This is a genomic window from Streptomyces sp. R35 (assembly GCF_041053035.1).
Taxonomy (GTDB): Bacteria; Actinomycetota; Actinomycetes; order Streptomycetales; family Streptomycetaceae; genus Streptomyces; species Streptomyces lutosisoli.
The window spans coordinates 5,894,754-5,909,934 of the sequence record NZ_CP163440.1 but is presented as its reverse complement, the minus strand read 5'-3'; the positions used below and the strand labels follow the sequence as shown (position 1 = coordinate 5,909,934).

Below are 15,181 nucleotides of genomic sequence, written 5' to 3'. Positions count from 1 at the left end.
CCGCGTCCCGCACCGGATCGGCAGAGGTGCGGGACGCGGCCGGCGTCGTCGTGGCGGCCGGCGTCGGCTCCCTCCAGGGCTTTCAGATGTCCACCCGCAGGCCCTCCAGCCCCCGGATCACGAAGTTCGGCTTGCGCTCCGGCTCGGCTGCCAGGGACAGGGTCGGGGCCCGCTCCAGCAACGCGGCCATGGACGCCGCCAGTTCGATACGGGCCAGCGGTGCGCCGATGCAGTAGTGGATGCCCGCGCTGAAGGAGATGTGCGGGTTGTCGGCGCGGGTGAGGTCCAGCCGCTCCGGCGCCTCGAAGACCTTCGGGTCATGGTTCGCCGAGCCGAAGAGCATGGCGATCTCCGCGCCACGAGGGATCGTCGTACCGTCGATCTCGATGTCGTCGAGAACCCACCGCTCGAAGAGCTGGAGCGGGGTGTCGTAGCGCATCAGCTCCTCCACCGCCGTAGGGATCAGGGAGTGGTCCGCACGCAGGGCCGCCAGCTGCTCGGGGTGCCGGAACAACGTCCACCACCCGTTCACCGTGGCATTGACCGTCGCCTCGTGCCCCGCGTTCAGCAGCAGGACACACGTGGAGATCATCTCCTGCTCGGTGAGGCGGTCCCCCTCGTCGTGCGCCGCGATCAGGCCCGAGATCAGGTCGTCGCCCGGCTCCTTGCGACGCGCCTCGATCAGCTCCCGCAGATACTCCGTGAACTCGACCGACGCCCGGACCGCCTTCGCCGCCGTCTCCTCGGACGGCTTCAGCTCGTACATCCCGCAGATGTCCGCCGACCAGGGCCGCAGCGGCGCCCGGTCGGACTCCGGGATGCCCAGCATCTCGGCGATCACCGCCACCGGCAGCGGCTCCGCCACATCGGTCAGCAGATCGCCGCCACCGGCCTCCACCAGACCGGCGACCAGCTCACCCGCCAACCGCTCGACGTACGGCTTCAGCTGCTCGACCGTACGCGGCGTGAACGCCTTCGACACCAGCCGCCGGATGCGCGTGTGGTCCGGGGGCTCCAGGTCGAGCATCCCGTGGTCGTTGAGCACATGGAACGGCTCGTGCTCGGCCGGCGGCGCCGTCCGCCCGAAGTCCTCGTGCTCGAACCGGTGCTGATACGTCCGGCCCAGGCGTCGGTCCCGCAGCAACGCCGACACATCCGCGTGATGCGGCACCAGCCACTGCTTCGTGGGCTCGTAGTAGTGCACCCGGCCACGCGCACGCAGCTCCTCGTACGCCGGGTACGGGTCCGCCACGAACGCCGGGTCCCACGGGTCGAAGGCCTGCGGAGTCTCCAAAGCTGCCATGAACGGACGCTAGCCCGACGCACCCCCCTCTGAACAGGGGCGTCTCGACCAGCGGCGTCTCGACGAGGGGATCGCCCCAGGCCTGTGGCAGGGACCCCCGTACCCTGCCGCCTGCCCCGCCCTCGCCCCGGTTGCTCACCGCGGCGTGACCAACCGTGCCTCGTACGCGAACACCGCCGCCTGGGTTCTGTCCCGCAGGCCCAGCTTCACCAGGATGCGGCTCACATGGGTCTTGATCGTGGACTCGGCGACGACGAGACGCCCCGCGATCTCCGCGTTCGACAGGCCCTGGGCGATAAGGACCAGCACCTCCGTCTCCCGCTCGGTCAGATCCCCGTACGCCGCCTGCGCCGTGGACGAGAGCCGGGGCGCGTCCGCGAGCTTGGAGAACTCGGTGATCAGCCGCTTGGTGACGGAGGGAGCGAGCAGCGCCTCCCCGGCCGCCACCACCCTCACCCCATCGGCGAGCTGCCGCGCCGAGGCATCCTTGAGCAGGAAGCCGGAGGCTCCCGCGCGCAGCGCCTGGTACACGTACTCGTCGAGGTCGAACGTCGTCAGCACCAGCACCTTCGCGGCACCGTCCGCGGCGACGATCTCCCGGGTCGCCTCGATCCCGTTCATCTCCGGCATCCGGATGTCCATCAGCACGACGTCCGGTGCGAGCTCACGGACCCGCTCGACCGCGTCCCGTCCGTTCACCGCCTCGCCGACCACCTCGATGTCCGGCATCGCGCCGAGCAGCACGGAGAAGCCCTCGCGGACCATCACCTGGTCGTCGGCGATCAGTACGCGAATCGCGCCGCTGGTGCCGCCCGTCATCCGGACTCCTCCATCGCGGGCACCGGCAGGAACACCGTCACCTCATAGCCCCCGTCGTCCGCCTCGCCCGCCGTCATCTCGCCGTCCAGCATCGTGACCCGCTCGCGCATGCCGGTGATGCCGTGCCCCGCGCCGTGCGTGGACTTCGTCAGGCTCGTCACCGGCGCGGGGCCGTTGACTATGCGCAGGCCGAGCCCGCCGAGGACGTAACCGATCTCCACACGGGCCGCCGCACCCGGCGCATGCCGCAGCGTGTTGCTGAGCGCCTCCTGGACTATCCGGTACGCCGACAGCTCGACGCCCTGCGGCAGTTCGCGCACCGCGCCGGTCACCGCCTTCTCGACGGTCAGACCCGCGTCCCGCACATTGGCGAGGAGTGCGTCGAGATCGGCGAGGGTGGGCTGGGGGGCGTCCGGAGCCTCGTAGTCCTCGGCCCGGACGACACCGAGCACGCGGCGCAGCTCGGTCAGTGCCGCCACCGCGTTCTCCCGGATCGTGATGAAGGCCTGCTCCAGCTCCGGCGGCGGGTTCTCCACCCGGTAGGGGGCGGCCTCCGCCTGGATCGCGACCACCGACATGTGGTGGGCGACCACGTCGTGCAGCTCGCGGGCGATCGTCGTGCGCTCTTCGAGAAGGGTGCGCTTGGAGCGCTCCTGTGCCGTCTCCGACTGGTGGGCGGTGACCTCCTGCTCCGCCTCTCGGCGTATGTGCAGGACGGTGACGACGAGGAGGGCGAGGGCGGTGACGAACAGCAGCGGCACGGTGTTGGTGTCGTAATACCCCCCGCCGAAGAAGGTCTCGGCGACCATCCCGTACACCGCGGTCAGCACCCACATCCATGCGGCGGTGCGTGGCCTCGTCCTCAGCGCCACGACCGTCAGCACCACCAGGTGGGCGGCGAAGCTGCCGGGCTGCCACGGCCAGTCGCTCCAGCCGGTGCCGAGCACGGCGGCGACCGGTGTCGCCGCGAGCGAGAACCAGAAGGCACCGACCGGCCGGATCAGGGTCGCCAGGACCGGGAGCAGGGCGAGGAGTCCGGACACCAGCGTCCCGACACTGCCGGCGTCGCCGTCCACGGAGGCCACGGCCATCGCCATCAGTCCGGCCGCCGCCACCGCGGCGTGCGGGGTCCAGGCCGCGTACTCCCTTATTTTTTCGGGCAGGCGTCGGGTGAGCGGGCCGTCCAGCCGCATCCGCGGCAGCGGGCGGTAGGCGAAGGCGTCGTGGAACAGGTCCTGCCGCAGCCCGCGCAGGGCGTCCGCGGCCAGCCGGAACTCCGGGCTGCGTGGCTTGGCACCGCTTGGCGGTGTCATCTGCGTCTGGGTCTGGGTCGTCTCGGTCACGTTCAAAACGGTAGGCCGCCGCGGGGGTCTCGGTCGTCACCTGCGAGGAGGGTCCTTTCGGATCCGTCTCAGGTACTACGGGTATGGCCGGGGTCCGTCGGCCGGTGGGTCGGTCGGTGGGTGGGAGTGTCGCCTGCCGTCGGTGGGTGGGGCGCCCCTGTGCGGGTGAGTGGGGCGGGGCCGTGCCGGTGGGTGGGGCGGGGCCGTGCCGGTACGTCCAGCCCGTCGCCGGTGGGCATTACTGCCTGCTGCCACAGCATGAACTTGCCCATAACCACGTAAGCGACGGGCTGGACGTACCGACACGGCCCCTTCGGTGAGTCGCCGACTGCGAGTTGCCTGTCGGTTGGGGGTGGGTGGGGGCTGTGCGTCGGCTGCGCCGCCGTCCCGGGTGAGGGGGCGTCGTGCGTTGCCGGGTGCGCCGCCGTCTCGGTTGGGGGCTTGCGGGGGGGGAGTCAGTAGCCCGACGGGCGGACCAGGCCCGACTCGTAGGCGAAGACTGCTGCTTGGGTGCGGTCGCGTAGGCCCAGTTTTACGAGGATGCGGCCTACGTGGGTCTTCACGGTCTGTTCGGCCACCACCAGGCGTTCGGCGATCTCCGCGTTCGACAGGCCCTGGGCGATGTGTGCGAGGACCTCCGTCTCGCGTTCGGTCAGTTCGCCCACGCGCTGCTTGAGGGGGGCGCGAGGGGTGGAGTCGAGGCGGGAGAACTCGGCGATGAGGCGGCGGGTGATGCCGGGGGCGAGCAGGGCGTCGCCCGCCGCTACCACCCGTACCGCCTCGGCGAGCTGGTCGGAGGACGCGTCCTTGAGCAGGAAGCCGGAGGCGCCGGCGCGCAACGCGTCGTACACGTACTCGTCGAGGTCGAAGGTGGTGAGGACCAGGACCTTGATGTGAGGGGTCTTCTCGGTGATGCGGCGGGTGGCATCGATGCCGCCGAGCTCGGGCATGCGGACGTCCATCAGGACGACGTCCGGGGCGAGCTCGGCGACTTTGACGATCGCGTCGAGGCCGTCGACCGCCTGGCCGACCACCTCGATGTCGGGCTGGGTGTTGAGCAGCACGGTGAAGCCCTGGCGGACCATCTGCTGGTCGTCTGCGATCAGTACGCGGATGGTGCCGCTCGCGCTCGTCATGGGGTCTCTTCTCCTGGGAGGCATGTGGAGTTGTCGTCGGTGGAGCCGAGGGGCGGGGGGTCGTCCTTCGAGCCTTCGCCTGCGGGAGCCGCGCCGTTGCGGGGCAGGAAGGCCGCCACCGCGAAGCCGCCGCACGACGTCTCCGAGGTCACGAGGGTGCCACCGAGCATGGCGACGCGCTCCCGCATGCCGAGCAGACCGTGCCCGGCGCCCGGGGACGGCGGGGCGGGGCGCTCGGGTCTCGAGTTGACGACCCGGACCTGGAGGCCGCGCGGGAAGTGCCAGAGTTCGACGCGGACCGCGGAACCGGGCGCGTGCCGCAGGGCGTTGCTCAGCGCCTCCTGGATGATCCGGTACGCCGACAGCTCGACGCCTGGCGCGAGGGGGAGCTGCTCGCCGGTGATCTCCGTGGTCACGTCCAGTCCGGCGGCCCGGGTGTTCTCGACGAGGGCGTCGAGGCGGTCGAGCGTGGGCTGCGGGGCGTCAGGCGCGGCGCCCGTACCGGCACCGAGGCCGTACGGGTCCTCGGGGTTCTCCGAGCGCAGGACGCCGAGGACGCGGCGCAGTTCGGTCAGCGCCTCCAGCGCGTTCTGCCGGATGCCCTCCAGGTTCTCCTTCAGCTCCTCGGTGGGGTTCTCGACCAGGTGCGGGGCGACCTGGGCCTGAATGGAGATCACCGACATGTGGTGGGCAACCACGTCGTGCAGTTCGCGGGCGATCCGGCTGCGCTCCTCCAGGAGGGTGCGGCGGGCGCGCTCCTCCTCGGTCAGCGAGGCCTGCTCGACGAGCTGGGTGCGGGCCACGCGACGGCCTCGGAGGGCGGTGCCGAGGAGGACGACGGCGGCGAAGACGACGATCGCCATCAGCCCCGTCGAACGGTAGACCTGCCCGCCGACCAGCCCCTGCACGACGTAGGTCGCCAGGGCGGTCAGGGACAGCGCACCGACGGCCACGCGCGCGGGTACCCGTAGGGCGAGGAGGAAGAGCACAAAGGCCTGCGCGGTGATCGCGGGCGAACTCCACGGCCAGTCCGGGCCCGGCGGCAGGAAGTCGACCGGCATATGCCCTCGTGCCGCCGCGGCGGCCAGCACCGTGGCTCCCAGCGACAGCCACCAGGCCGGCACGGGCCGCCACAGGGCGAGGGCGATCGCCGCTCCCTGCGCGAGCCCGGTCGACGTGCCCAACGCGAAGCCCAGCCGATAGGAGTTGTTCAGCGCGTCCACGCCCGCGAGCGCCACCCCGAGAGCGACCCAGCACACCACGACATGCGGCAGCCAGCGCAGCCACCGCGGCCGGGACAACGGCGGCAACGGCGCGGCCGACGACGACCCGAGGTCGGTCAGGACCGAGCCGACGAGAGCTCTGACGCCCCATGTGCGGGCGGCGGAGCGGGTGTTGGACGCCGCAGCGTTGCCGGAGGCTTCCTGCGGGTTGGGCTTGTTGGGCTTGCGCGGGGCTTTCCGAGGGGTGGACTCGCCCTTGCCGTCCTGCCGTTGGGGACGGCGCGTCGTGTCCCGCGGACTGAGCCCGGCGTCGTGGGACACCGCAGGCACGGTGGGCGGCATGGGAGGTGTGGAGGGCTCACTGTCCGGGTCCCGGTGCTCCTCGCTGGTCACGTGGCCAACCCTAGGCACGAGGGCTCGCCTTCGCTCCCGCCCTGCCGGGGCGGCGGTGGACGCGGACGACTCGCGACGGGCGGCCGGCGCGGCGGCGCGGCCCCTGTTCGTAGGTGCGAAAGGCGGACCAGCAGACGGCGAGGGCGAGGGCGAAGACGGGCAGCCAGGCGAGCCGGGCGGCCACCCAGCCCAGCCCGTCCGGGGTGGTGTGCAGGCCGGGGAGACGGCCCATGAGGAGGCCCAGGGCGGTGACCGCCATCATGGACGTCTGGTGCCACAGGAATATCGTCATCGCGGAGAGATTGGCGAAGGCGATCCCCGCCCAGGCCGCGGGGCGCCGCATCACCCGGCGCAGCGGCTCGCGCAGCAGCAGGGCGAGGCCGCACTGGGCCAGACCGAAGGTGACCGCGGCCAGAGTCGGCGGGTCCAGGTTGGAGACCGCGGCGCCCGGGACGCCGACCATCGACGCCGGATAGCCGGCCCACGCCACCAGCGCCGCCGTCACGGCCGCACCGCCGGTGAACAGCACCCAGCCCGCGCGCCGCCGGTCCAGCTCACCGCGTGTCCAGGCCGCGCCGAGGGTGTACGGCACCAGCCAGCCCGCCGCGACGTTCACCCAGCCGAGCCAGGACGGGCCGCCGAGGCCGAAGCGAATGAGGTCCACATGGAGAACGACGGCCAGCGGCCACAGCGGGTTGATCCGCGTCACCAGGGGCGTCGCCGCGGTCAGTCCGGCGAAGACCAGGAGGAACCAGAGCGGGGACAGGGCGAGCTTCACCAGCGTGTGGACCGTCGCGAAGTCCGCGCCCGACGCGAGCAGACAGCCCGTGGCCGCCGTCCAGAGGGTCAGCACCGCCGCCACCGGCCTGAAGAGACGGCCCAGTCGGGCACGCACCCACTGCCCGTACGTCGTGCCGCGCGCCCGCGCCGACGCATAGCTCTTCGTCGCCACATGGCCGCCCACCAGGAAGAACACGGCGAGCGTCTGGAAGACCCAGGAGATCGGAGCCAGCCAGGGCATGTGCTGCAAGGGGCTCGCCGTGCGCAGCGCGCCGCCGTCCGCGACCAGGGCCGTCACCAGCCAGTGGCCGAGGACGACGCCGAGGATCGCGAGGGCCCGCAGGGCATCGACGGCACGGTCCCGCTCCCCGGGGGTCGCCTCGTCGATGCGGTGTGCGGCGGTGCGTATGGCGTTCAGCGCGGGACGGGGTCGGGGCACGCGGCCCACGGCCGGGGGTGACTCCTGCGGGGCGTCGGCGCGAGCCGGAGCGTTCTTCCGAAGACGCGGACTGACTTCACGCGGACTTGATTCACTCGATTCAGGCGGGCTCACTTCACGCGGACTCGATTTAGGCGCACTCACTTCACGCAGGCGCATTTCACGCCGCCGCATCTCACGCAGGCGCCTTTCCCGCCGCCGCGTTTCACGCAGGCTGATTTCACGCACGGGTCACCTCCGAGGTGTCGCCGAGGACGATGCGGGCGAGGTTGTCCAGAGACACCGAGCCCGGTGTGAAGTAGTCGCTGTGGCCGCCGTCGCCCGCCGCGAAGACGTGGGCACCGAAGGCAGGGGACACCGGGTCGGTCCCGAAGCCGACGGTCGTGCCGAAGAGGTCGGCGCTCGTGTGCGGAACATGCGCGACCCAGTCGTCGGCGCCTCGGGCCGCCCAGACGCGGGCGGACGTGTGCAGCGCCGCCGCGGAGTCCGCGCCGGTGCCCGGGCTGCCGACGAGGGCGATGTCCGCCACGTCCAGACCCTGGGCCGCGCGGCCGCAGACCACCGAGCCGTACGAGTGGCACAGCAGGGATATCCGCGCCGACTGGCCGACGACGCCGCGCAGTTCGCGTATGAACCCCTTCAGGCGCGGGGCCGCGTCTTCCGCCCGGCCCGTCGTCAGGACCGTGGGACTCACCGTGCCCGGCGTCTCGTAGCCGAGCCAGGCGACGACGGCCGTGTGCGGGCCGAGGCGGTCGTGCAGAGCGAGGGCGCCGGCGCGGAAGCGGCCGTACGTCTCCAGGGTGGTGTCGGAACCGGGGACCAGGACGGCCACGCGGTCGGCGTGGGCGAGGTCGCCGAAGACCTCGACGGCCTGGCCGGCGCCCCGGCCGTCGAAGGAGAGGAAGCGGCGGGAGGGGTCGGCCATGGCGCGGTCAGCGGCGGCGCGGGTGCGGTCGCCGTGGTCCGCGGCCATGCGGGCCGCCTCCGCGGCGTCGGCTCGGTTGGCCGCATACGCCGTGTCCAGCGTCGATCCCGTCAGCGGGGCGAGGACCGCGGGTGCCGGGGCGGGTATCCGAGGCCGGGCGGCGGCGGACACGGGCACGACCACGGCGCCCATGACCAGCGCGGCGAGCAGAGTACGACGCACCCGCCGGACGACTCGCCCCGCGCCCCGGCCGGACCCAAGCCCCTCCACCCCCGCAGCCCGGGCAGCCCCCAGCCCCTCTTGGCCCTCCTCGCGGCCCTCCTCGCGGCTCGGCGTCGCCCGGAATCCCATGGTGTCCTTCCCTCCCAGTCCGCCCATTCATCGGGCGTCGCTGGAAGGGAAGTTACGGACCGTGTCGTGTCGTCGGCGTCCCACTGGGGAGCTCACCTGAGAGGTAGCTCTCAGGTACTACGGGTATGACCGGGAACACTCAGGGGAACAGCCAACTCCCCATCCCACCAGGCAAGTTGGACGATCGGTCACCAGGCGAGCTGGGCGATCTCCTCGGCCACCACCGCGCACGCGTCCGCCGCCGGGTCGATCAGGGGGAAGTGGCCGACGTCCTCCAGGAGCGTCAGGCCGACCACCTCTCCCGCCTTGGCGGCCGCGTCGGCGTACGACTCGGCGACGGCCTGCGGGACGACGATGTCGGTGCGGCCCTGGACGAGCGTGGTGGCGATACCGGTAGGGAGGAGGAGCGCCGGGTCGGCGTACGGCAGGCGCTCCGCGAACTCACCTTCCCCGCCCAGGAGTTGTCGGACGGCACCGCCGCAGACGTCGAGCTCCTCCGCGACCTGGAAGTCAGCGATCGGGGCGAGGGCGACGACGCCGCGCAGGGGGGCGGGCCGGTCGGTGCGCCAGGGAGCGTCGGCGGGAAGGAGGTGACGCGCAGCGACCCACAGGGCCAGCTGACCGCCCGCCGAGTGGCCCGTGACGACCATGCGCCGGGCATCGGCCTGCGGCAGCAGCTCGCGCACGAGGGCGGGCAGCGCGTCGAACGCGGCCGCGATGTCGTCGAAGGTGTCCGGCCAGCGACCCGCGACCGGACCACCGGCGCCCCGCACCGGAGCCGGCCCGCCCTGCGCGGGGATCGGGCCGCCCTCCTGCTTGGCGGCGGGGCCACCCCGCCGATACTCGACGTTCGCCACGGCAAAACCACGGCGCGCGAGGAAGTCCGCGAACGGGGTGATGTGGCGACGGTCGTACGGGGCGCGCCAGGCACCGCCGTGCAGGACGACCACGAGAGGGGCGAGGACCGCGGGGTCCGGCTCGCGCGGGACGTAGAAGTCGATCACCTGGTCGGGGTCGTCGCCGTACGCGGCGGTGATGTCGGGGTCCACGGGCGGGTGCGAGAAGGCCGACGCCTCTTCCGCGGCGTCGCGCTCCGCTGCGGTCCCGTCGGCTGCGGCGTCGTCCTGCATGCTCCAACCTCTCAGCGGTGAAACGGATTTGGCGGACCAGGGGAGAATTCGGCCGTTGGCCGGGACGGTATCAGGCCCGTGACGTGCGTCTACACCGGGATATCACGCTCGGTGAGGGTTAAACGGTCCTGCTGTTTCGTTACGCTGGATGCGTCCGCATTCACGTCCCTCAAGGAGGTCGCCATGTCCGCCGAGCCCGGCACCGTACGTCCCGGAGGGCGCACCGCGCGTGTCCGTGCGGCCGTGTTGCAGGCCGCCGGGGATGTGCTCGCCGAGCAGGGGTTCGCGCATCTCGATCTGGCCGATGTGGCCCGGCGGGCCGAGGTGGGGAAGACGACCGTGTACCGGCGGTGGGGGTCGGTGACGGGGCTGGTCGCCGATCTGCTCGGCGACATGGCCGAACAGTCCGTTCCCCGTACGGAGACGGGGAGCGTGCTCGGTGACCTGCGGGCCAATGCCGCGCTGGTGCGGCGGACGCTGGCCGATCCTCGGCAAGGGGCGTTGTTCCGGGCGGTCATTGCTGCGGCGGCGTGTGACTCTCGTACGGCGGAGGCGTTGCGGCGGTTCTATGACGTGCGGGTCGCTGAGTGGGCGCCGTGTGTGGAACAAGGGGTTGTGCGGGGGGAGTTGCCGGTGGGGACCGATGCTGGGCTGGTCGTGCGGGCGGTGTCGGCGCCGCTGTATTACGCGTTGCTCACCACGGGGGTGGTTCCGGATGCCGCCGCGGCCGATCGTGCGGCCGAGGCGGCGGTTGCCGCGGCCGTGGCCGGGGTGTACGTCGTCGGGTGACAAGACCCCGTGGCCGGTTCTTTGGCTGCGGGGTGGGTGGGGGCTGGCCCAAAAGATTGCGCAGTTCCCCGCGCCCCTGAAGAGCGCGCCCGCGGTCGGCCACGCACGGAAGGGGCCGGGCCGGTACATCGTGAGCCCGTCGCTTACGTGGTCGCTTGCCCAGTTCCGCCGTGGCAGCGGACAGTAATGTCCACCGGCGACGGGCTCGCGATGTACCGGACCGGCCCCGACCCACCGACCCCGGCGCCTACCCCAGCGTCTCCCCCAACACCCTCGCGGCCCGCTCCACGTCCCCGAACCCCACGTACAGCGGCGTGAAGCCGAAGCGCAGGACGTCCGGGTGGCGGAAGTCGCCGACCACGCCGCGTTCGATGAGGCGCTTCATCACCTCGCCGGCGTCGGGGCAGCGCAGCGCGACCTGGCTGCCGCGTTCCGCGTGGGCGGACGGAGTGATCGACTCCACCCTGCCCCCGGTGACGTACGCCGCGACGCACTCCAGGAAGAAGTCCGTCAGGGCGAGGGACTTGGCGCGGACGGCGTCGATCGAGACGTCCTCCCACACCTCCAGCGCCGCTTCGAGGGCCAGCATCGAGAGGATGTCCGGCGTGCCGACGCGGCCCCGCAGCGCGCCCGGCGCGGGCGCGTACGACGGGCTCATGCCGAAGGGGTCGGCGTGGGAGTTCCAGCCGGGGAGGGGGGAGTCGAAGCGGTCCTGGAGGTCGCCGCGGACGTACAGGTACGCCGGTGAACCAGGGCCGCCGTTAAGGTACTTGTACGTGCAGCCGACCGCCAGGTCGACCCCGTGCTCGTCCAGCCCGACCGGCAGGGCGCCCGCGCTGTGGCACAGGTCCCAGACCGCGAGCGCGCCCGCGTCATGGATCGCGGACGTCAGCGACGGAAGGTCGTGCAACCGGCCCGTGCGGTAGTCGACGTGGTTCAGCAGGACCGCCGCCGTACGGGGTCCCACCGCACCCGGCACCTCCGACGGTTCCAGCGGACGCAGCTCGCAACCCGTCAGGCGCGCCGCCGACGCCGCGATGTACCCGTCCGTCGGGAACGTCGTCGCGTCGACGAGGATCTCGTTCCGGCCGTCGCGGCCGTCCCCGGCCAGGCGCACGGCTCCCACAAGTGCCTTGAAAACGTTCACACTTGTCGAGTCACCGACCACGATCTGCCCGGGCGCGGCCCCGACCAGCGGAGCGATCCGGTCACCGATCCGCTCCGGCGCCGTCCACCACCCGCTCTCCTCCCAGGAGCGGATACGGAGCTCACCCCACTGCCGGCGCACCACGTGGTCGACCCGCCCGGGCACCCCCACCGGCAGCGCGCCCAGGGAGTTCCCGTCCAGGTACACGACCTCGTCCAGCACGAACTGCTCGCGCAGCTTGGCGAGTTCGTCGGCCGCGTCGAGCTCGGCGGCCCTCTCCCGCAGCTCAGGCATGTCAGACATGGGACCTCGCCGTCCACAGCTCCGGGAATACGTTCTTCTGCGCCCGCTTCTCCAGCCAGGCCACCCCGGCGGAGCCGCCCGTGCCGGTCTTCGCGCCCATCGCGCGGCGCGTGGCGACGAGATGGTCGTTGCGCCATCGCCACACCAGCTCGGCGACATCGGTCAACGCCTCGCCGAGACGGGCGAGTTCATCGTTCTCGGGGCCCGCGTACAGGGACGTCCACGCGGCCTCGACCTCGGGAGAGGGCTCGTACCTCGCGGACACGTCCCGCGACAGCACGGCGTCGGGGATCGCGTGCCCGTGCCGCGCCAGCAGCCGCAGCACCTCGTCGTACAGGCTCGGTTCGTGCAGCGCCTTCTCCAGCTCGGCGTGCACGCGCGGCGCGCCCCGGTGCGGGACCAGCATGGACGCGGACTTCTCGCCGAGCAGGAACTCCATCCGGCGGTACATCGCGGACTGGAAGCCGGAGCCCTCGCCGAGGGCGGAGCGGTACGAGTTGAACTGGCCGGGGGTGAGCTGGCCGAGCGGCCGCCAGGAGGCGTTCAGCGCCTCCAGTTCCCGTACGGACCGCTTCAGCGCGGCCACGGCCGTCGGGACGTCGTCCGAGCGGAGGGCCTTCGCCGCCGTCTCCCACTCGTGGACGATGACCGTGAACCACAGCTCCATGACCTGGGTGGTGACCAGGAAGACCATCTCTCCGGGGTCGTCGGAGCGGGTGTGCTGGAGGTGGGTGAGGACGTCCGCCTGGACGTAGTCCTCGTACGGGGTGGTTCCCTGGAAGTCGAGATGCGGGGTCTCGGGCTCCTGAGCCTCTGCGAGCTGAGCCTCTGCGGGCTGAACCTCGACGGGCTGGGCCGGATGGGACGACATCGCTGTCTCCTGATGCGTACTCCGGGTAGCGGTCCGCCCCTGCCGTTATCGACACGGGGGCCCCGGTCCCCACCGGGCATCCTCCACAATCGTCCCCCGAAACCGCAAGGTCCGCCTGGTCACATCGACCAGGCGGACCCGCGTGACCTGCGTGGACTCAGCCCAGCGTCTGCGCCGCCGTCGGCGAGGAGTCCTTCAGGAACTGGCTGCAGCGCTCGTACTCCTCCTGCTCGCCGATCGCCTGCGCGGCACGGGCGAGGCCGTGCAGGGCGCGCAGGAAGCCGCGGTTCGGCTCGTGCTCCCAAGGCACCGGGCCGTGGCCCTTCCAGCCGTTGCGCCGCAGGGAGTCCAGGCCGCGGTGGTAGCCGGTACGGGCATAGGCGTACGACTCGACGACACTGCCACGCTCGTACGCCTCGTCGGCGAGCTGCGCCCAGGCGAGCGAGGAGGTGGGGTACTTCGCGGCGACATCGGCGGGCGCCGTGCCGTTCGCGAGAAGCTCGCGCGGCTCCGGGTCGTCGGGCAGGTGGGTCGGGGGCGGTCCCCCGAGGAGGTTCTCGTGAATCGTCATGGGTTCCAGTCTGCTGCACGCTGCGCTGTGCTTGGGCCGGTGTTCGGTGCGGGTGTCTTGGGGTGGCCGTCCCCTGGGGGCTGCGCCCCCAGACCCCCGCTCAAAAGATTGCGCAGTTCCCCGCGCCCCTGAAGGGGCGCGGGGAACTCAGGCGAGCCGTCCCCGAGACGTAGACGGCTCCAGCGGCGGCGCCGTCACACACCCGTGCGTACGGCACTCGGGGCGCCGGCAGTCGGGTGCCAGGCGGCGTACGGTCGTGAAGGCCAGCGCCGCCCCCACCACCAGGATGCCCGCGCACAGCGGCATCGCCCGCCGGAAGGCGGCGTTGAAGGCGTCCGCCGAGCGGTACGCATCCGGGCCCATCCCGGTGAGCAGCGGCAGCGCGGCCACGGCGATGAGACCGGCCGCGCGGGCCGCCGCGTTGTTGATGCCGCTGGCCAGGCCCGCGCGCGCGGTGGCCACGGAGGCGAGGACGGTGGCGGTCAGCGGCGCGACCAGCGTCACCATGCCCGCGCCCATCACCAGCAGCGCGGGCAGGACATCGACGACGTACGAGGCGTCCGGGCCCACCCGCAGCATCAGCAGCATCCCCGCCGCGCACAGCAGCGGGCCCACCGTGAGCGGGATGCGCGGGCCGATGCGCTGGGCGAGCTCGCCGGAGCGGGCGGAGAACAGCAGCATCAGGGCGGTCGTCGGCAGCAGCGCCGTACCGGCCTGGAGGGCCGAGTAACCCGCGACGACCTGGAGCTGGAGCGCGGTCAGGAAGAAGAACCCTGCGAAGGCCGCGTACACGCACAGGGTGACGAGATTGACGGCCGTGAACTGGCGCGAGGCGAAGATGTCGAGCGGCATCATCGGATCGGGCCGCCGCTTCTCGACGTACACGAAGGCGACCCCCGCGGCGACGCCCAGGACCGCCGTCACCACGACGAGCACGGAGCCGCTGCGGGCCTCGATCAGCGCGTACGTCACCAGTGCGAGCGACAGTGCGCCGAGGGCGGCGCCGAGCACGTCGAAGCCCTTGTGCGACTGGCCGTCGGCCGACTCGGGGACGTGCCGGAGCGCGATCGGGGCGCACACCAGCGCCACCGGGATGTTCAGCAGGAAGACCCAGCGCCAGCCGGGGCCGTCCACCAGCCAGCCGCCCAGGAACGGGCCGACCGCCGCGCCGACGCCCCCGAAGCCGGACCACAGGCCGACGGCCCGGGCCCGGTCGTCCGGATGGAAGGACGCCTGGATGAGCGCGAGCGAGCCGGGGGTGAGCAGCGCCCCGCCGACCCCCTGCAACGCCCGGGCGGCGATCAGCACACCGCCACTCGGCGCGAGCCCGCACAGCAGGGAGGCCGCGGCGAACCACACCACACCGATGACGAACACCTTCCGGCGCCCGAAGCGGTCCCCGAGCGAGCCGCCCAGCAGGATCAGCCCCGCCAGGGTGAGCATGTACGCGTTCACGGTCCACTGGAGATCCGCGAGGCTCGCGTCCAGGTCACGGCCGATGCGGGGCAGCGCGACATTGACGACCGTGGAGTCCAGCATGGCCATGCTGGAGCCAAGGACGGTGGTCAGCAGGATCCACTTCCCGGTGGGGGTGGAAATCCGTACGTCCGGTCTCTCCTGCGCCGGGGCAGCCATACCTCGGAGCATACGGAAGGGCC

The 15,181-nt window shown here is 72.2% G+C and carries 13 protein-coding genes and 1 pseudogene; 2 read left to right on the top strand and 12 right to left on the bottom strand.

Annotated features, from left to right (window positions below; all coding sequences use genetic code 11):
* Positions 1 to 82: 82 nt before the first annotated feature.
* The 6 genes from AB5J50_RS27025 to AB5J50_RS27000 all read right to left on the bottom strand — a co-directional run bounded on the left by AB5J50_RS27025 (position 83) and on the right by AB5J50_RS27000 (position 7,436).
* Entirely contained in the window at positions 83 to 1,303 is a 1,221-nt protein-coding gene (locus tag AB5J50_RS27025) for a cytochrome P450 (protein ID WP_369260855.1), read from the bottom strand.
* Positions 1,304 to 1,438: 135 nt separating this feature from the next.
* Positions 1,439 to 2,122: a response regulator gene (locus AB5J50_RS27020; RefSeq protein ID WP_369260854.1), complete on the bottom strand. Its 684-nt coding sequence runs from the start codon at positions 2,120 to 2,122 to the stop codon at positions 1,439 to 1,441.
* The gene (locus tag AB5J50_RS27015) at positions 2,119 to 3,465 is read right to left on the bottom strand and encodes a sensor histidine kinase (RefSeq protein WP_369260853.1); all 1,347 of its coding nucleotides are present in this window, start codon (positions 3,463 to 3,465) and stop codon (positions 2,119 to 2,121) included. Before AB5J50_RS27015 ends, AB5J50_RS27020 begins: the two co-directional genes overlap by 4 nt.
* A gap of 455 nt (positions 3,466 to 3,920) precedes the next feature.
* Entirely contained in the window at positions 3,921 to 4,601 is a 681-nt protein-coding gene (locus AB5J50_RS27010; RefSeq protein WP_369260852.1) for a response regulator, read from the bottom strand.
* A complete protein-coding gene (locus AB5J50_RS27005) occupies positions 4,598 to 6,217 on the bottom strand; it encodes a histidine kinase (RefSeq protein ID WP_369260851.1) in 1,620 nt (539 codons plus the stop codon). Before AB5J50_RS27005 ends, AB5J50_RS27010 begins: the two co-directional genes overlap by 4 nt.
* A gap of 10 nt (positions 6,218 to 6,227) precedes the next feature.
* A complete protein-coding gene (locus AB5J50_RS27000; protein WP_369260850.1) occupies positions 6,228 to 7,436 on the bottom strand; it encodes an acyltransferase in 1,209 nt (402 codons plus the stop codon).
* A 102-nt stretch (positions 7,437 to 7,538) separates the two neighbouring features.
* Here AB5J50_RS27000 and AB5J50_RS26995 point away from each other — a divergent pair.
* Positions 7,539 to 7,733, top strand: a pseudogene (locus AB5J50_RS26995) (hypothetical protein); the annotation flags it as partial.
* Here AB5J50_RS26995 and AB5J50_RS26990 read toward each other — a convergent pair.
* Together AB5J50_RS26990 and AB5J50_RS26985 are read right to left on the bottom strand one after the other, a co-directional pair.
* Positions 7,657 to 8,583 carry an alpha/beta hydrolase gene (locus tag AB5J50_RS26990; RefSeq protein WP_369260849.1) on the bottom strand — a complete coding sequence of 309 codons (927 nt, stop codon included), beginning with the start codon at positions 8,581 to 8,583 and terminating at the stop codon, positions 7,657 to 7,659. The pseudogene AB5J50_RS26995 and the gene AB5J50_RS26990 sit on opposite strands and share 77 nt — an antisense overlap.
* Positions 8,584 to 8,900: 317 nt before the next feature.
* Entirely contained in the window at positions 8,901 to 9,842 is a 942-nt protein-coding gene (locus AB5J50_RS26985; protein WP_369260848.1) for an alpha/beta hydrolase family protein, read from the bottom strand.
* Between the two features lie 183 nt (positions 9,843 to 10,025).
* On the opposite strand from AB5J50_RS26985, the gene AB5J50_RS26980 reads away from it, so the two are divergent.
* Positions 10,026 to 10,631 carry a TetR/AcrR family transcriptional regulator gene (locus AB5J50_RS26980; RefSeq protein ID WP_369260847.1) on the top strand — a complete coding sequence of 202 codons (606 nt, stop codon included), beginning with the start codon at positions 10,026 to 10,028 and terminating at the stop codon, positions 10,629 to 10,631.
* 247 nt (positions 10,632 to 10,878) lie between these two features.
* Here the strand turns inward: AB5J50_RS26980 and kynU are convergent, their stop codons facing one another.
* The 4 genes from kynU to AB5J50_RS26960 all read right to left on the bottom strand — a co-directional run bounded on the left by kynU (position 10,879) and on the right by AB5J50_RS26960 (position 15,158).
* A complete protein-coding gene (gene kynU, locus AB5J50_RS26975) occupies positions 10,879 to 12,072 on the bottom strand; it encodes a kynureninase (protein ID WP_369265525.1) in 1,194 nt (397 codons plus the stop codon).
* Position 12,073: 1 nt separating this feature from the next.
* Positions 12,074 to 12,952, bottom strand: coding sequence for a tryptophan 2,3-dioxygenase family protein (locus tag AB5J50_RS26970; RefSeq protein ID WP_369260846.1), 879 nt, complete (start codon positions 12,950 to 12,952; stop codon positions 12,074 to 12,076).
* 157 nt (positions 12,953 to 13,109) lie between these two features.
* A complete protein-coding gene (locus tag AB5J50_RS26965) occupies positions 13,110 to 13,523 on the bottom strand; it encodes a DUF3151 domain-containing protein (protein ID WP_327430366.1) in 414 nt (137 codons plus the stop codon).
* Between the two features lie 147 nt (positions 13,524 to 13,670).
* Complete coding sequence (locus AB5J50_RS26960) at positions 13,671 to 15,158, bottom strand: MFS transporter (protein WP_369260845.1); 1,488 nt, start codon at positions 15,156 to 15,158, stop codon at positions 13,671 to 13,673.
* Positions 15,159 to 15,181: the final 23 nt, after the last annotated feature.